At 57.7% G+C, this 16,919-nt stretch carries 14 protein-coding genes and 2 pseudogenes; 9 read left to right on the plus strand and 7 right to left on the minus strand.

The annotated features are described in order from the left end of the window. Window positions 1-1,163 precede the first annotated feature (1,163 nt). The 4 genes from CK220_RS29255 to CK220_RS29270 all read left to right on the plus strand — a co-directional run bounded on the left by CK220_RS29255 (window position 1,164) and on the right by CK220_RS29270 (window position 5,423). Entirely contained in the window at window positions 1,164-1,808 is a 645-nt protein-coding gene (locus tag CK220_RS29255; RefSeq protein WP_245429441.1) for a hypothetical protein, read from the plus strand. Window positions 1,809-1,840: 32 nt separating this feature from the next. After that, entirely contained in the window at window positions 1,841-2,827 is a 987-nt protein-coding gene (locus CK220_RS29260) for a S8/S53 family peptidase (RefSeq protein WP_245429442.1), read from the plus strand. Between the two features lie 220 nt (window positions 2,828-3,047). Continuing rightward, window positions 3,048-4,007 (plus strand): S8/S53 family peptidase, encoded by a 960-nt coding sequence (locus CK220_RS32180; RefSeq protein WP_176479249.1) that lies wholly within the window; start codon window positions 3,048-3,050, stop codon window positions 4,005-4,007. 402 nt (window positions 4,008-4,409) lie between these two features. Beyond that, window positions 4,410-5,423, plus strand: a complete 1,014-nt coding sequence (locus CK220_RS29270; protein WP_095814845.1) for a 1-aminocyclopropane-1-carboxylate deaminase — start codon at window positions 4,410-4,412, stop codon at window positions 5,421-5,423. 696 nt (window positions 5,424-6,119) lie between these two features. Here CK220_RS29270 and CK220_RS29275 read toward each other — a convergent pair. The 7 genes and pseudogenes from CK220_RS29275 to CK220_RS29305 form a co-directional block, all read right to left on the minus strand. Beyond that, complete coding sequence (locus tag CK220_RS29275) at window positions 6,120-6,329, minus strand: hypothetical protein (protein WP_176479250.1); 210 nt, start codon at window positions 6,327-6,329, stop codon at window positions 6,120-6,122. Between the two features lie 931 nt (window positions 6,330-7,260). Further along, window positions 7,261-7,998, minus strand: coding sequence for a 7-cyano-7-deazaguanine synthase QueC (gene queC, locus CK220_RS29280; protein ID WP_095814847.1), 738 nt, complete (start codon window positions 7,996-7,998; stop codon window positions 7,261-7,263). Window positions 7,999-8,002: 4 nt separating this feature from the next. Then, complete coding sequence (gene queD, locus CK220_RS29285; RefSeq protein ID WP_095780046.1) at window positions 8,003-8,356, minus strand: 6-carboxytetrahydropterin synthase QueD; 354 nt, start codon at window positions 8,354-8,356, stop codon at window positions 8,003-8,005. Continuing rightward, window positions 8,353-8,987: pseudogene (gene queE, locus CK220_RS29290) on the minus strand (7-carboxy-7-deazaguanine synthase). The gene queD and the pseudogene queE overlap by 4 nt, the downstream one beginning before the upstream one ends. Window positions 8,988-8,990: 3 nt before the next feature. Further along, window positions 8,991-9,227, minus strand: coding sequence for a hypothetical protein (locus CK220_RS29295; protein WP_095814848.1), 237 nt, complete (start codon window positions 9,225-9,227; stop codon window positions 8,991-8,993). Beyond that, window positions 9,224-9,685, minus strand: coding sequence for an iron-sulfur cluster assembly scaffold protein (locus CK220_RS29300; RefSeq protein WP_095814862.1), 462 nt, complete (start codon window positions 9,683-9,685; stop codon window positions 9,224-9,226). Before CK220_RS29300 ends, CK220_RS29295 begins: the two co-directional genes overlap by 4 nt. A gap of 26 nt (window positions 9,686-9,711) precedes the next feature. Next, on the minus strand, window positions 9,712-10,032 hold the full coding sequence (locus CK220_RS29305) for an iron-sulfur cluster assembly accessory protein (RefSeq protein WP_095814849.1): 321 nt from the start codon (window positions 10,030-10,032) through the stop codon (window positions 9,712-9,714). Between the two features lie 974 nt (window positions 10,033-11,006). Here CK220_RS29305 and ectB point away from each other — a divergent pair. From ectB to CK220_RS31695, 5 genes and pseudogenes are all read left to right on the plus strand, one after another. Beyond that, window positions 11,007-12,266, plus strand: a complete 1,260-nt coding sequence (gene ectB, locus CK220_RS29310; RefSeq protein WP_095814850.1) for a diaminobutyrate--2-oxoglutarate transaminase — start codon at window positions 11,007-11,009, stop codon at window positions 12,264-12,266. Next, window positions 12,256-13,098, plus strand: a complete 843-nt coding sequence (locus CK220_RS29315) for a hypothetical protein (RefSeq protein WP_095814851.1) — start codon at window positions 12,256-12,258, stop codon at window positions 13,096-13,098. The genes ectB and CK220_RS29315 overlap by 11 nt, the downstream gene beginning before the upstream one ends. Before the next feature lie 337 nt (window positions 13,099-13,435). Continuing rightward, window positions 13,436-14,836 (plus strand): hypothetical protein, encoded by a 1,401-nt coding sequence (locus CK220_RS29320; RefSeq protein WP_141245254.1) that lies wholly within the window; start codon window positions 13,436-13,438, stop codon window positions 14,834-14,836. Between the two features lie 302 nt (window positions 14,837-15,138). Beyond that, complete coding sequence (locus CK220_RS32690; protein ID WP_245429443.1) at window positions 15,139-15,288, plus strand: transposase; 150 nt, start codon at window positions 15,139-15,141, stop codon at window positions 15,286-15,288. A gap of 1,319 nt (window positions 15,289-16,607) precedes the next feature. Continuing rightward, window positions 16,608-16,919 (plus strand): annotated as a pseudogene (locus CK220_RS31695) (transposase); the annotation flags it as partial.

Here is a 16,919-nt window from a genome sequence, read left to right on the forward strand (position 1 = left end):
CGTGCGACGGCCCTGGCTGTCGCCCGCTCGCCATCTCAGGCGAGGATATCTTTCACCCTATTTACCTCCTTGCCGAGGCGACCTGACCCGCGATGTTTCCGAAGCACCGCCTGAGGTGCGCTCGAGTGCCTCAATCCTCTAAGTCTGGGCCAAGCCGGAAAAACGCGTCTAAACCTTCGTTCTTCGTGCGCTCGCGGCTTACTTGCTGGGCGTCACATCGCGAGATCGCCGGAGGGCTGATTGGCCCACGGCGCGTCAATGCCGATCGTGGCGACCGCGATCAACTGCCCAACCGCGTTCGCCGCGCCATCTCTCGTGGCCGCACCCTGCCTCTTGAATTGAAGGTACAGTCAGTTCCTCTTTAAAAAGCGACATCCGCCCTGCCATCAGCCGGCGAACAGTTCGGGCTAAAACCTTGTCACCAATTCGCCAGGTCGAGATGGCAGCGAAACTTTGCGGGTGCGCTCTGGTTCAGACGTAGGTCGATGCCGAGATCACGTTCGGGCATTGTCCGATAGCCGACAATGTCGGGGACGCGACGTGAGGAAGCTGACCCCCGGGTGTTTTTTAGGCGCTTTTGGCTTGGCACAGTAAATGCTCGCTATTGCGCAAAACGCACGGATTGAGTGGGCCCACCGCCGCGAAAGTCGCTAGCTACGCCACCTCCCAAGGCGAACCCGGCCCGGCAGAGAGCTCCGTCTCTGCCGGGCATGCCTTTTCAGACGTACTCGCGTTCAAAACTTCAAATTAGGCGACGCAATGCCCGGCTGAACAGGATCGCGTCGAATGAAACTTGATGGCCGTCGCGAGGCTCTCCGATGCATGGCCGGAGCGAGTGTTGCCCATGCGGGTGGGTTCACACTCAGCGTGGTCGTAGCCATCCGACAATTGTGTCGGACTTTGTCGGTTTGACGACACAACCTTGGTTGGCAGGCATCTCGGACGTTTTTGTCTAAGCCGCTGATAACAAACAGACAATTTGTTCCCTTACCCCGTCCTCCAGATTGGCATGAATTACGCTTAATTCCGTTGAGATGGCGCGAGCTGCTTGCCAGGAAAGAGCGAAGAGATGGCCCGACAAAATTGAAGGGCGGGGGATCACAGATTTGTTGCGAATGAATACGTTGCCCGCTGGCGGCCCTGCGTCTGCGGCGAGAGCCTCCGTGCGGTTTGAAGATGCGGCGAGGGACTTCAGTACGCGTGTCGATTACATGATTTGCTGGCGGGTCCAACAATGGGCGCTGCAGATGTGCATACGGTTGGCGAGCTACGTCCTGTTCGTGATGGCATTCTTCGTCAGCGCTATGACAGCGAACGCACAGGAGACCAGCCTTGTCGGCATTTATCAGGGTTCGGAGCTAACCGCGGCCGCCAACCATCTGGGACAAGGCGGATACGAGCTGTCGGGTGGTACCAAAGTGTCTTTCGACAAGTGGTACCACAGCAAATGGATCGACATGCGATTTGAAATGTTGACGCAGCTGTCGGATGATTTCGGTCTCCTGTGGGGCGCGAGCACCGGCCAACGCGCCGAAAAGGTCCGAATCGACCCAGGTGTGAAACTCGGCTTTATTCTGCAAAAGCGACCGACGCCGTCCACGACGCTTTCTCTCACCGTCAGTTCAATTTTGGGCGGGAATCTGACGGAACGACCTTGCACGGCTGACTATGGCGCCGTCGGCGGCTTCCATACAGTGAATTGCCGTCTGGCCGCCTCGCAACTCCGGCCCTCGGACACGTTGAAATACATGACAAACCTGAAGCCAAGCCGATGGAAACTAGACCTTCGGTTCAGGGGTGAATTTTAGCGATGGTAAAGGCAAGGCCGTAAATTTCGTTGATGAAGAACAATCAGATAGGAAAGTTGATTATGCACAAAATACAATTGTCCCCGGTAGCACTCGTTGCCGGTCTTTTCATGGGCCTGCTGACGGCACCCGGTTTTGCTGGTGATGTCGATGCCGGTGTCAGCGGCAAAGGAACGACCGGTACTCCAGCCGCGGAAAGCAGTAGCTCGGGCTGCCCACAAAATGCCGACGGCACATTTTGCTGGATGAGCCCGGATATTGGTGAAGCATGGACATCAGGCTTTATCGGTTCCGGCGTATCGATAAATGTCATAGATGACTTCACGGGACAGCCATTTGATGCAGATCTCGGTCGCGGTCGGCAGACGCAGCGGCATGGAGATTGGGTCGCTGAAATTGCCGGCATGGCCGCCCCTGGCGCAACCATATTCAAGTATGGCTATCTCGAAGGGTCTTCGATCGGGCTGCAGGACGGCCTCAATATCATCAATGCGAGCTACCGCATCATAGAGCCACTGAGCCAGCATCCGCGCGAGCAGGCGATTGTCGATGCCGCCTGGGCAGGCACTGCCATCGTCACAAAGAGTGCCGACAACCGCAGCAACGAGGTAGGTAGTCCCCACGAAGGGGATTTCGATGGACTAACCCTCGGGCTGATTGGGGCGCCATCGGCAATCTTCGTGGGTGCGCTCGACCATAATGGCACTCCGGGGAACAAGACGCGGCTGGCCCGATACTCGAATTATCCAGGCTCAAACCCCGAGGTGCGGAACCAGTACCTGACAGTGGGTGTCGAGGGTGACAAGACTGGCCTATACGGCACGTCCTATGCGGCACCTGTGGTTGCAGGCTATGCCGCCATCCTTGGCAGCAAGTTCACGTCCGCAACTCCGACACAGATTACTAATCAGCTGCTGGATACAGCCAGGACCGATACGCTCGTCAACTACAATCCGGCGACTTACGGCCGCGGCGAAGCCAGCCTTTCAAGGGCGCTGGCACCCGTTTCGATTCACTAGACTGCCACCCCTACCCTCATGCGTCCGAACGTGTGTGGATCGCGGCGCCCAGGCGGTGAATTGCCGTCCGTGGCGTCGCTGCTCCGGCCGGCGGACACATTAAATACCCGGCGAACGCTCATCTGAACCTGCTGAACATCGGTCTCTGGTCCCAAGTCTTTCTACCGTGGGTGAAATGCTTCGTCTTGTTTATGAAGAACAGTTCAAACAGGAGAGTTGAATGGAGATAAAGCGATTGTTGCCGGTGGCGTACCTTGCCAGTCTTGTCCTATGGACGTCGGCACCACCCGGTTTCGCCGATGACCTCCAATCCAGGGTCGCCGGCGATGGCGTGGCTGCCAGCCCAGCCATGGACGGCAGCAGCTCGCGTTGCCCACAAAATGCCGACGGCACCTTTTGCTGGATGAGCCCGGACGTCGGCGCAGCATGGGCCTCGGGCTATAATGGGTCTGGCGTGTCGGTAACTATCATAGATGATTTCACAGGTAACATGGGACAGGTGGGGGATCTCGGCCATGGCTCCCAATGGCAGCGACATGGGCAGTGGGTCGCTCAAGCAGCCGGCATGGTCGCGCCTGGCGCAAGCATAACCGAGCTTGACTATTCGGAACAGGTTCCGCTCACGCTGAAGCAGGGCCTCAATGTCATTAATCTGAGCTATGGCCTTGAGGAACCAGTGAGCGGGTACCGGCTTGAGCAGACGATTGTCGACGCGGCTCGGGCGGGTGCTGCGGTCTTCACAAAGGCAGCCGGCAACGGGTCCGTAGCGGTAGATACCCTTGCCGATGGGGATATTGATTTCCTTGCTCTCGACCTGATTGGGAAGCAATCGACAATCTTTGTGGGTGCGCTAGAGCGCAATGGCACTCCCGAAAACAAGGCAAAGCTCGCCTCCTATTCGAATTACGCCGGTTCAGATTCGGAGGTGCAGAACCACTTCCTGACGGTGGGTGTCGAGAGCGACAAGACTGGCCTAACCGGAACGTCTGTCGCGGCATCTGTGGTTGCAGGCTATGCCGCCATCCTTGGCAGCAAATTCACGTCCGCGACACCGACACAGATCACCAATCAGCTGCTGGAGACAGCCAGGACCGACACGCTCGTCAACTATGATGCGGCGACTTACGGACGCGGGGAGGCCAGCCTTTCGAGGGCATTGGCACCCGCCTCGATCAGGTAGACGAGCACTTCGGTCGAGCAGCTGAAACTTCTGTGAGCCGTTGAGCGCCACAAAATCGCCTCGCAGAATTCGGCTCGGCAACTGTGCGGTTCCTGCCGGTCCAATCACAAAAAAGAAGCCATTGCTCTTTTATCGAAGTCTGTTGATTTGGAGGTCTGGCTGCGCTCGCAAATCTGGCAAAAACGCAGGTGCCGACAGGGTGTCGTTGTAGGTTTCCTGGGTCATGGTCGCCTCACCCGCAGCATGCCGACATGTGGATTCGCTTGGTCTCAGTCGAAAGGAAAGCGCTGGGACTCCCCAAGGCTCTGACACGTGATCGGAGAGCGCGGCCGACTATCCAAGCAGCGCTTATGAGACGAGTTTGGCGTGGCTATTTCACCTGAATGATCATCCGGAGAGAATATGCTGGAAAAATTCGAGCGTTACCCGCTCACCTTTGGACCCACACCCATCGAGAAGCTCGACCGGCTCGGCGAGCATCTGGGCGGTAACGTGGAGATCTATGCCAAACGCGAGGACTGCAACTCCGGCCTGGCGTTCGGCGGAAACAAGCTCCGCAAGCTCGAATACATTATCCCCGACGCGATCGCATCGGATGCCGATACCCTTGTCACCATCGGTGGCGTGCAGTCCAACCACACGCGCATGGTCGCCGCCGTTGCCGCCAAGATCGGCATGAAATGTCTTCTGGTTCAGGAGAGCTGGGTTCCGCATGAGGATGTCGGCTACGACCGGGTCGGCAACATTCTCTTAAGCCGCATCTTGGGAGCAGAGGTGCGCCTGGTCGACGAGGGCTTTGACATCGGCATTCGCCACAGTTGGGAAAAAGCGCTCTATGAGGTCAAGGCGAGGGGCGGCAGACCTTATGCGATACCAGCGGGCGCATCTGTTCACCCAAATGGCGGACTCGGCTATGTCGGGTTCGCCGAGGAGGTGCGCGCCCAGGAGAAACAGCTTGGGTTTGCCTTCGACTACATCGTCGTTTGCACTGTCACCGGTTCAACACATGCCGGCATGATCGTCGGGTTCGCCGAGGACGGTCGACGGCGCAACGTGATTGGCATCGATGCCTCCGCCACGCCTACAAAGACAAAGGCGCAGGTGCTTCGTATTGCCCAACAGACAGCGATGCTCGTTGAGCTGGGAACGGACCTCGTCGAGGCCGACGTGGTGTTGCTCGAAGACTATGCGTATCCGTGTTATGGCATTCCGTCCGACGAAACCAAGGAGGCAATCCGCCTGTGCGCTCGGCTCGAGGGTATGATTACCGATCCGGTTTATGAGGGCAAATCGATGCAAGGGATGATTGACCTCATCCAGAGAGATTTCTTTCCAGGGGGATCGCGGGTCCTCTATGTCCACCTCGGCGGCGCGCCGGCGATCAACGGTTACGGCTACACCTTTCGCAACGGCTGACGCTCGACAGGTCTCGACGTGCCGTGTCTGCCGTGACAGCGCTGCGCCAAGTTTGTCCGATGGCCGTCGGGAAACCCTGTGGGCTGATGACTGCCGCCGCCACGTGGTGGTCGTGGCGCTGGCATGCTTACCAGTTTTTGCTTGTGCTCAATGTGGGCTGGAGCCGCATAAGAGACAGCAGACATGGCCGTTTAAGTTTTTGTCATTTAGCGGCTGCGGCAATGATCGCCATGAATTTGATAAATTGCAAACCACGAACGTGTCGCGCAGGCGCTCAGGCATCTACTTGATCAGGTACGGAAGCTGTGACCAAGCGTGCTCGTGGTCGTGCTCGGCGAGCACATCGCCGGCCACCCTGGCGCGGAGGTGAACTGGGCCAGCAGGGGCGGGGCGAAAAGGCGTCCCTGCGAGCGTGACAACAGGCAGGTCGATATCCGGCCTAACGGCTTAACGACGGATTGCTTTATAGCTATTGCGAGCGTCGACCAGACCGTCGTCCCTTCATCTGTCTTGACCGAAACGGCGCGTTCAGCGCGCGCATGGCCTTCGAGCGGATTCGTCCATCTGGCGCTCTCTTGACACTCGTGCGGAGCGAAGTTTGGGGCTACGACTTCACCGAGCCGCTCTATAGGAAGGGGCGCGCAAGGGGAGGCGACGATGAGATCAAGTTGTCCCCCCATCTTCAGGTGTCGACAGTCACATATCGGCCCTGCTTATCCCTCTTCGAGACCCAAGGTGGTTGATCTTGCGGATCGGAGACAATCTCTGCCTGAGCCTTCCCAGCCGCACGGCGCGGCTCGCCGAGCTCTCGATACCTGCATCATCTAAACCTTCGAAACGAGCCTCGACACGCTCCCGACACTCCTCAGGGAGGGCTGCGATCACGGCAAGCTTGCGTTCCATCATTTTCTTCCTCTTCTTCGCCACCGCGGGCGGTTGAGATCTCCCCCTGCAAGCGTTTGTTCGATGGTGTGCTGATTGTTGGCCCGGAACGGGAACTCGCATCGAGCCATTGCCATCGCCCGCGCGCTCATCCGCGACGGCGGGCGCCGTCGCTTCTTCAACGCGACAACGAGCGCGCTGCTCGATCATCCCACATTATTGTGAGATTATCGAAATCGGACATGAATGCTGGCGCTTCAACAACCGCGGCTGATCACCACACCAGTCCAAGACGATCCGCGCTCACCGGGCTGCGCAACCCGGACCAGCTCCGCCCAGCGAGCGCTAAGCGCCACGCGCTGCAGCCAATTTCTGCCGGGGATATTCGCTGCGGCCAAGCAAGTGGGATACCTTCTCAAAGCGAAACTGGCTTCTTATCGGTGTAGCACTGCCAAGGTGCTCTACTGGGCGCATTCGCAGGCGCGATTGACAATCCTTTGGTTGGACCGAGCTAGGCCAGAGAGCGATATCCGCAAAGCTTCGCCGCAGGAGCCTGCGCCGCGCCGCTTACACAGGCGCCGGCATCGATTGCCGATGAGGCCGTCATTCGTCGCTTCAATGAATGGTGCGGCCATGCTGGTTATGGGTGCGCATCGACGATCTCCACATAAGGGCACGCTGGGGCATCAACCGCCTCTCGTCGAAACCACACAACCTCTCCTATTTCTCGGCAGTACGCTCCACGCTCGATCTGATCGGGGTCAAGACAACCGCAGCCTCCTAGCCATGGTGCTGCCAAAACAGCACCACGCGAACGGCGAAGATGATCAACGTCCATGATGGAACAGTCCTTCGAAACGGCATCGAAGGCGCGTACCCTGGTCGTGCTGAACACCACCAAGAGAAGGAAACGATCTATGGAGCAGATTGCCACCGTCGGCCTGAATCAGGGCGCTTACGCCAATTCATGGGAGGCCAAGGGTGCCTCTTTGGACGATCGGAATTGCTCCCATCCTGCTGCGCGAAGATTACACTCGAAGCAGGTCCCGCAACCGAAACCCCAGCTATGTCGATGCTCGCGGTCTCCGCTATAGCAGGTGTGACTTTCTTCGCAGATGAGCTTCACCAGCGGCTCGCCGCCCAGCGAGTCCGCCAGCGCCCAGGTCTGCGCCTTGCCCAGCCGCATAAGGGGTGTGTGAATGACGAGACCCGTCTCCATTCCAAGGTTCAGGGCAAGTTGCATCGCTTTAACTGCGTCATCTCGACAATCCGGGTAGCCGAAACGATCCATCTCGGACACGCCGATCACCAGGTGTTTAGCGCCGGTCCGGTAAGCTATCGAGGCCGCAAAGCCGAGGAACAGAAGGTTGCGGCCAGGCACGAAGGTATTTGCTTGGCCGTTCGCGTTTACTGCGAACTCGACGTCGCGCGTGAGCGCGGTATCACTGATTTGGCCGAGCACGGCCATGTCAATCATGTGGTCCTCGCCTAGTCGTCCACGCCAGGCCGGAAAGTCTTTTCGAATGCGCCCGAGCAGGTATGGCCGCACATCGAGCTCGATCCGGTGCTTCTGCCCATAGTCGAAGCCGATTGTCTCGACGCGCTCGAAGTTCTCCAGCGCCCAGGTCAGGCAGGTTGTCGAATCCTGCCCGCCGGAGAAAAGGACCAGTGCCGTTCCCGAATCTCGTTGCATCAGGTCAACCCTCGTATTCAGCCCAGCACAGCGGCGTCTCATAGACCGTTACCGAGCACATCTGGCCAATAAGCGGCTTGGTTTGGTTCCAGATCCAGACTGCAATGTTTTCCGCGGTCGGATTTTCGAGACCCTCAATCTCATTCAGATACTGATGGTCGAGACGTTGCAAAAGCGGTCCGAACACAGCCTCAACATCGAAGAAATCGATGACAAAGCCCGTGTCTGGATCGACAGGCCCTTCCAGACGCAGTTCCACACGGTATGAATGGCCATGCAAGCGGTGACAGCGGTGGGTCTCTGGCACACGCGGAAGACGGTGCGCTGCCTCGAAGGTGAACACTTGCGTAATTTTCATGGGATCCCGAGAAGCTTGTGGGTTTGCAGGCTCAAGCGCCAACGTGGGTTGGCAAGACAATAGGCCACTGCAGCGGCCGTATTCGTATCGCGCCCTGGCCCATCCATTGGCTGAAGCAAAAGGTGCTCAAACGAGAGAACTTCGAAATGTTCGGGCTCCGCGCCATCTGAGGGTATACAAGCTTTAGCTCATCCCCTGCCGTGACCACGAGGCGTGCATTGCATTTCGGACTGACGCACAGCCAGTCGATGCCGGGGAGCGCGGGAATGGTACCGTTGGTCTCAACGGCAATCTCAAACGCCAAGGAATGCAGCGCTTCCAGGAGTTGTTTATCGATCTGGAGGAGGGGTTCTCCTCCGGTGAGCACGACAAGACGCTGCCCAGGTCCCGACCCGCGCCAGGCTTGCTCGACCGCCAACGCAAGCTCCCGCGCGGTGGCAAAATGTCCGCCACCGGGGCCATCTACCCCTACGAAATCAGTGTCGCAGAATCCGCAGAATGCTCTTTCCCGGTCGCCTCCACGTCCCGACCAAAGGTTACAGCCGGCGAAACGACAAAATACGGCGGCCCGCCCGGCATTTCGTCCTTCACCTTGAAGAGTGTAGAAAATTTCCTTGACCGCATATGACATTGCTCAGGCGGCCTTCGAGTGAGCAATGGAACATCTGTGCCGGCTTCCGAGACGCGGCAAAAGGTGGGAGATGACCCGCCGCACGCTTTCCAGCTCGTTCCACTGTCGGGGCCCGATAAGGAACACCCACACGCCCGATCTCCACGCGGAATCAGGTTTCAGCGGGTGGAAGCGGTGGGGAAGGGTCTCCGGTTCCTCGATGCCTACCACCACGAAAAATGCCGCCATCACGTCGCTCATGGTGATGACGCCTTGACGAGGACCAGGCGTGAGAATCCTGGCGTCTCCTCGAAAGCCTGCCTCACAGCACGGAAGAACTCGCTCATCAGCCGCAAGCCGCGCTCCAGAATGAGGCGGTCGAGCGATGAGTATGTCGTGTCCGGCGGCATGGCGCCGAGAAAATCCGCCATGTCCTCATCGGCGATCTGAAGGGCTTCATCGATGGTCTTGCCGACGATGAATTCGGCAAGCGGCGAGGAAGCGGTTATGTCCGAGCCGCGGCCGAAGGTCTGGAACGTTGCGGCGGAGATCGTCTGCGTCTTACGGTCGAAAGCCATCGTCAATTTAAGCCCATCGCCGTAGGCGACGGCGCCGACCTTGCCGGCCGCTTTGGGGATGTCCAAAGCGCCGACATTGTTGGGGTTGATGAAATAGACCTTGTCGCTGATGAGGTAGACGTTGTCGGTATCATCCCGCACGGCGCCGATCCTTGTCGTTATGACGCCTAGCCGAAGGACTTGCCGCAGGCGCATTTGTCCCGCGCATTGGGATTGTCGAAGACAAAGCCCGGGGAATCCAGGTTCGTCACGAAGTCAACGGTCATGCCGGCGAGATGGGGCTGGGACCTTGCGTCGATGAACACCTTGACCCCGTTCGCCTCCATGATGGCATCCCCCTCGCGCGAGACGCTTTCCAGACCCATCTGGTATTTGAGGCCGGCGCAGCCGCCCGGCTCGACCATGATGCGAAAGCCTTCTGCCGGTTCGTCGGCGCGGGAAAGCGCGGCCTTGACGGCGGCGACAGCGTTTTCAGTGAGTGTGATCATGGACTATTTTCTTGCTGATGCGTTCGCAAGCCGCGCTGCACAGAACGTGCCAGAGAGGAAATTGGATAAAACAACCGGTTGGCTGATTTTGCGCCCTGTCTCACATCCAACAATTTGTCGGATGTCCGACTGAGTGAAACCTTGCGTACAAAAAGCGGCATCGGACAAATCGCCAATGTCGTCGCCTGAGCACAGCCTCGCTTTCGATGTATGAACGTGGACCGGGTGGGAACATCTAGTCGTGCTGCGCTCCAAAGGCGCCCCGTTATCACCACCGGTGCGGTGGCGAACACCGGGGTTGTTGATGACGCTTTGATCGCGCCTTCTCGAAGCAGGCGCCGTCTGCGTCGCCTCGTGGGTGGCGAACACCACTCGCGTGCTCGGCCCGCGGCCGCAGTGCGGCCGTCACTCGCGAGGGCCGACTGAGGAATTGTAAATGCCGTCAAGCCAGGTGGGCCAACGCGCCCCCAAGGGATCGGCCCAATCACTGGCACGGCGACCACGGCTTCGATTAGAGGGCGCGCCGGTCAGCTCCAGTTCTATCGCAAACCGCGGTCTGGCTCGTCCGCGCTCCAAGACGAAACTCGAGCGAGCACCGGTCTCGCCGTCACATCGAAGGAGAGAAATCGCTATCTGTCACAGCTACTCGTGGGCAAGGATCCCGTCACGGCCGGAATAGAAAAATACCTAAGCATCGTGGTTTCAATCATGCTGGCAAACCGGGGTGGTTATGTCATTGGCCCCCGTGAACAACCCCGCCGATAAAGTTGCCCCAAGGCGGGTCCCTATCCCTATCCAAAGCGATGCAACAGATTCGTCAAACAAGTTTACAGACTCTTTGCGCATGCAAGTCGCCGACCATGCTACTTCAAGTCCGAGATGGGCCGTAGCTAATCGTCCAACTCAACGGTTTGGAATGCGTGAACATAGAACCTGCAACGTTGATCGCAAGCCGCGTACAGAGAGGCCCTTTAATGGATATCGACATTTTTGCAGCTTACGAGTCTAACGTTCGTCGCTATGGACGATCGTTTCCAACGGTCTTTAAAAAGTCACTTGGGGCGACAATCTGGGACGAGTCCGGCAAGCCCTATATTGATTTCCTTGTAGGGTCGGGCGCGCTCAACTACGGTCATAATAACCCGGGTATCATGGCGCCGGCAATCGAATATCTCGCCGAGCAAAATATTGTCTTGTCGCTTGATATGTATACAGTCGCAAAGCGTGATTTCATCAAAGTTTTCGTTGAGTCGATCCTGAAGCCTCGGGGCCTTTCTTACAAGATACAGTTTCCTGGGCCGACCGGGACAAACGCTAACGAAGCGGCGTTGGCGCTGGCGCGAAAATATACCGGCCGCTCGAGTGTCATGGCCTTCACAAATTCGTACCACGGCATGTCGCTCGGCTCCTTGGCTGTGTCGGGTTCAGCGTCAACCAGACAGCTTGGCGGCGTTGCTCGCCACGATGTGATCCGTGTCCCTTACGAGAACTATCCGAACCAAACTTTCGATTCCGCGAGCTACATCGATCACGTGTTGGCCGACCCAGGCAGCGGGATAGAAAAGCCGGCCGCAATCATCCTGGAGCCCATCCAGGCAGAAGGCGGTATGAACACCGCATCCGCACCTTGGCTCTCAGAAATTCAGCGCATTTGCCGTAAGCACGATGTTGTTTTCATCGTCGACGATATTCAGGCAGGTTCGGGACGAACGGGCGATTTCTTCTCATTCGAGTTCGCGAAAATCGAGCCCGACATCGTGTGTCTTTCAAAATCGCTAAGCGGTTCAGGCAACCCGTTGTCTATAGTTCTCATTCGCCCCGACCTGGATATATGGAAGCCGGGAGAACATAGCGGGACCTTTAGAGGCAATAATCTCGCCTTCGTGACTTCCGCGGCCATGTGCACAATGTGGTCCGATAGGCAGTTCACTACAGCCGTCGAGCGGACGGCCGTCAAACTGCAAGAACAACTTGATCGCCTCGTTGCGAAATTTCCTAATTCCATTGAACAGAAGCGCGGCCGCGGTCTGATGGCCGGCCTCAAGTGCCGTTCACAGGCCCTTGTCGGTCGCGTGCACGATGTCGCGTTCCAAAACGGCCTTCTGATCGAGTCTTCAGGGCCAAATCGCGACGTCATCAAAGTCCTTCCGCCGATAACCATCTCAGATGACGAACTCGATCACGGCATTGCCATTCTCGATCAGGCACTACAGGAGAAAACAAATGGCAACTAACCAAGCACTTCAAACGCCGGCCATCTCGCCTATTACGATCAAAGAACGAACCGGGTCGATCAGCACTGCGGAGATCATCTCGGTCCTGAAGGGTGAGATCACGGCTCTGCATATCAAGCAAGCTTTCAGCAGCGAAATAGCTGACCAGATCACCGCGAATTTTTTTGGCAGTCCCGGAATTAACGAGCGCAACGATGGTGTCCCTGGACAATATGTCGGCGCTTCCCACTATAGGAAGGATGCAGCCACTTATTTCAGGCAGGCGGAAAATGCGCGGCCGCACGTTGAGGCTCTTTTTGGCAATTTAGTTGACCCGGTCCGAGCATTATTCGAAGCGCTGAAGCGCGAGCTTCAGAAAGAGGGCATCGAATTGCGGCTGGCCCGTTCAGAACACGGTCAGGCTAACGTCTGTCGCGCTCTCAGTTGGTCTGGCAGTGGCACATTTGCCTTGGACCCCCACGACGATGTCGCTCAAGTGCTACGTGCCGGGAACGATTACGAGCTCTCTGCGGTAGCGCACAATACCGTCGCAGCGCTCAACTTTTATCCCAGTATGCCTGAGGAAGGTGGAAACTTGAGGCTCTGGAGTCACAAACCGACAGTCGCGGACCGAAAATCGCAGGGTTTGGAGACCACGGGATATCCCTACTCCGCAACGTATCTCGAGGCCATACCCAGTCGCGAAGTCAAGCTCGAGGCTGGGGATATCGCCCTACTTGATGGCGGCTTCGTTCATGGGGTCACCGGTCAATCAGGCAGCGGAAAGCGTCGCGTTCTTCTGAACAACTTTTTCGGGTTTGCGCGGCCGGATCTTGTTCTCTGGTGGACATGACGCTGGAAGTCGCAGCAATGAGCTTCTCCGCCGCACGATCCCAGCGTGACTTTCACACGGCGGGCCGACTTGCTTCGGTATCGGCAAGAGAGGCAGCGGTGTCTTGGAAGCGTCGAGCTACCGGCGTTCCTCAAATACCTAAACGCTATTTTCAAGTCTTGTTAGCGACCGACCGGGTAAAAAAGCTGCCACTCGACGGTACATGAAGCTGAGATTCGTGCGCTCCGACGTGTGCGGCCTAGAAGGCCGGGATCGGTCTCAGAGCTAAACTCGCGTTGTCTTAAAACGTGTCGATCTCGCACCGCCATACAATAGAGCAACCCGATAGGAGATGCTCGTGACAACTCAGATAGGATCGGGCCCCGCGGAAATTGCAATAGTGCCTGCAATCAGCGAGGCGGATGCACAAATTGAGCGCCGACTCTGCGCTTTCGCAAGTTCCGAGTCCACCGCCATCTGGGAGGCTCAAGACGAACTTTCCACCGCAATTGCAGACGCCGGCATGCACTTTGAGGGGCGTGCCTATCCCGTATGTCTCCGGCCCCTTACGATAGATTGCGATCTGGCGAATCACCTAAGCACAACCGCTGAGGGTGTGGTCAAGCTCCTTGATGTCGCTGCTGAGCTGTATTGTTGCAACGAAGAGGTACGCGACCTGTTTCCGGCCTATAAACATTTGGGGCATTGGATCACTAGTCTCCCAAAAAATCGGCCGATTGTAAGAATATGCCGACTGGACGGCTTATTCGGTAGCGATGGCTATTATAAGATACTTGAGACAAATACCGAAGGGCCGGGCGGCGTTATTCAAAATGGGCTCGCTGCAAATGTCTGGAGCCGTATTCCCAATCCATTGGCACAGGGCCTGGCGCTTGACGTGAGTAAGCAGCCTTTCGTGAGAGATCCGAACTGCTTTGTTAGGGAGCTGGTGTCTGCCTATCGCGCTGCAACTGGCTCCGAGCTGAGAACCGCTGCTGTAGTCAACTTTCGCGGCCGTTATACAAACGAAGTAGATTGGATTGTGACAGGCCTAATGGACGCGGGCGTCGAAGCGGCGTTGCTGGATGTTACCGCTATGAAGCGAACGCCTCGTGGGTTAGTCGGCCCGGAGGGAAAGCTCATTGAGCTTGTTTACAATAAACTGGATGTAAGAGAAGTTTTTAAATATAGAGAATGCAAAGAATATCTAGATGCGTGTGCCTTGCGGGATGTCGTTTCGATAAATCCGTGGATATCCCAGTGGATATTGTCTGACAAAGCGATTCTTGCCGTATTCAGCGACGATAGATTTAAGTCGAACTTCAACGCCGAGCAGGTCGAACTTATTGCGCGCCATATTCCATGGACCCGTCTTGTTAGGCCGGGAGTAACAACCCACCCCGAGCGAGGTCGGATCGAGCTCATCAGTTACATCCGGGAGAACAAGGCCGGTCTTGTTCTGAAACCCTCTAATGCGACGCGTGGCGAGCATGTCTTGGTTGGGCATCTCACACCTTCAGAAGTGTGGGAGGAACACATTGACCGGGCAGCCGGCAACCCATACGTCGTACAAGAGTACGTCAGGCCCGGCGAGCTGACGGCTCTGCACCCGCCAAGCCGCTCAATCAAGAAGATGGCGTATGGAATTGACTGTTATGTATTCGGTGGCCGTTTAGCAGGTTTTCAGTCGCGCGCAAGTTTCGATGCTGTGATGAACGTCGGGCGGAGCGGGATTCTCATGCCCGTCGCTGTCGCGTGAACAGATAGGCGCCAATCCGTTTTTATGTGCCGGACTTCGATGGGTGGCGGAGCCAGAGCCTGTTGTTCGACCGTGTTGGTGAGCTTTGCCGCCAGATAAAATCCCGTCACTTTCTGCCGTGATGGAGAGGGTGGTGTATTGGAATTGATTTCAGATACCCTAGAATCCTCATGCGTCTTCCTTGAATGTCGCTATTTCTCGCAAGTTGGGTTACAAGCACACTAGGCTAAGGGGCAGATTCGCCGTCTCGAGATCGTTGACACTGGCCGCCGTCCGCTGGTTCGGAGGAGGAGAAGCTGCGGATCCTCGAGGAGAGCTATTCGGCTCCCCGGCAGGCATCCGCGACAGCGCGGCGTCACGGGATTTCAAACCCGCGTCTGTTTGCCTGGCGCAAGGCGCATCGTGAGGGTCGGCTTGACGAATGGGGCGTCTGCGGTTCGTGCCGGCGATGATTGTACCAGAGCAGTCGAACAAGGGTTCAGAACCGGCTGGCGGGCGCATGGAAGTGGTGAGCGTGAATGGCCGCAGGGCCATCGTCGAGCCGACTTGGACGTGGAGGCGCTGCTTCGGATTATGCGCGGCCTGGAAGCGCTGCGATGGCGGGGTGCGGGTGTGGCTGGCAACCGGACACCCCGACATGCTGCCCGATGGGCAAGCTGGTTCCATCGGCTGGATTGCTTGGCTGGGACGTAGTCTAGGAGTTCACAGAGGCAGATATAGCCGTTGTAGGCATGTCTTTTCACGATGCCGTATCTCGCACATCTGGCCAGGGCATATTCGGTAATTCTGAGTTTGGCGCAGGCTCTGCTTTTTCAGCATTCCCGCTCGCGCCGCCGGTCGTAGCGCGAGCGCAGACCATATTGCTTGACGAATAGATGGCGCGCAAGTCGGTGAACTGGGCGGCAGCCTTGCCGCCCCGCGCTGAGCCGCCGGGACGGATTTCGCTTGCATTCCAATGTCAGCGATTTCAGCGCAGTCGTCGCGAAGGTTGTCGACCAATTCGACCACCTCGGGCCGGGTCGTTACCTGCTGTGCGGAGGTTTTCTGGGTGGTCAATGTTTCGGTCCATCCGCCTCTGAAGCGGATGTGGATCCGGGTCTCTCCGTCGACCTGGCACTTGAGCCATGTGACGCTTCGAGGAGATAGGCAAGGAGCCGCTTGCGTTCTCGGTTGGGCAAGGTGGGGTCGCACCAGACCGTTTTGAAGTCGGCCGTCATGGTGATCGATCGATCACGGATTGCATCGTCGAGAGTTGCTCGGTCTTCGCGCAGAGCGCACTCTCTTTCTTCTCGTAGATCAGCCTCGGATCGACCAGCATAACCCGCCGCAGTGCAAGGGCATCGACTTGGGGGCGTTCGGCGGCATGGAGCCGGAGTTTATCCGCTGCGTCATGGGGGCTTCGATCTCTTTCCAATCTCTAGGGCTAACGCCACGGCGGCGTGCGTCATTTCCGCGGCGATCAGTGCACCGATCCGCGTCGATGGGCCAGCCTGCGATCGACTGGCAGTGAAGGCTTACCCCAGAGGGATAGGCGCTCTGCAGACGTACCAAGTGTCCACCTGACCGCGCCGGGGGACGTAACGTGCCCTCATGTGACAGCCACACCGCCCGCATATGACGCGCCCCTGCAAACAAATCCGCGCCTTCGCGCGGTGGCGAGACGCGCCCAGTCTGGTAGCCCTGAAGTTGAGGTTCTACTGGAACTGAGAGCTGGCTCCGCAAATTCGGACAGTGGCATAAGTGGATTTCGTGCCTGACGGCGGCGAGGTTTCTGGCTGCGAATCAGGAGAAGAGAAGCCGCCGGACACATTCACCGGCTTTCAAGGCAAGGTTTGGCCGCCGCGAAGGGGGAGAAGACGCTGGCCGAGCTGGCGCAACAGTTCGACGTTCACGCGAACCAGGTCACGACCTGGAAGAACCATCTGCTGGAAAGCGCGGCCGGGTGTTCGGGCCGGACAAGGCGGGGCGAACGAAGCACCGGTCGATTTGAAGGCGCTGCATGCCAAGATCGTCGAACTGACGCTGGCCAACGATCTTTTAGAGGGCGCGCTCAGCAAAGCCGGCCTGTTGAGCGCAAAACGAT

This window comes from Mesorhizobium sp. WSM3860, assembly GCF_002294995.1.
GTDB lineage: Bacteria > Pseudomonadota > Alphaproteobacteria > Rhizobiales > Rhizobiaceae > Mesorhizobium.

Bases quoted from the DNA above. Each gene is read 5' to 3' on its own strand.
- CK220_RS29305 (WP_095814849.1), bottom strand. From the start codon at position 10,032: ATGATCACACTCACTGAAAACGCTGTCGCCGCCGTCAAGGCCGCGCTT.
- queC (WP_095814847.1), bottom strand. From the start codon at position 7,998: ATGCAACGAGATTCGGGAACGGCACTGGTCCTTTTCTCCGGCGGGCAG.
- ectB (WP_095814850.1), top strand. From the start codon at position 11,007: ATGGATATCGACATTTTTGCAGCTTACGAGTCTAACGTTCGTCGCTAT.
- CK220_RS32180 (WP_176479249.1), top strand. From the start codon at position 3,048: ATGGAGATAAAGCGATTGTTGCCGGTGGCGTACCTTGCCAGTCTTGTC.
- CK220_RS29295 (WP_095814848.1), bottom strand. From the start codon at position 9,227: ATGAGCGACGTGATGGCGGCATTTTTCGTGGTGGTAGGCATCGAGGAA.
- queD (WP_095780046.1), bottom strand. From the start codon at position 8,356: ATGAAAATTACGCAAGTGTTCACCTTCGAGGCAGCGCACCGTCTTCCG.
- CK220_RS29315 (WP_095814851.1), top strand. From the start codon at position 12,256: ATGGCAACTAACCAAGCACTTCAAACGCCGGCCATCTCGCCTATTACG.
- CK220_RS29260 (WP_245429442.1), top strand. From the start codon at position 1,841: ATGAAGAACAATCAGATAGGAAAGTTGATTATGCACAAAATACAATTG.
- CK220_RS29270 (WP_095814845.1), top strand. From the start codon at position 4,410: ATGCTGGAAAAATTCGAGCGTTACCCGCTCACCTTTGGACCCACACCC.
- CK220_RS29275 (WP_176479250.1), bottom strand. From the start codon at position 6,329: ATGATGGAACGCAAGCTTGCCGTGATCGCAGCCCTCCCTGAGGAGTGT.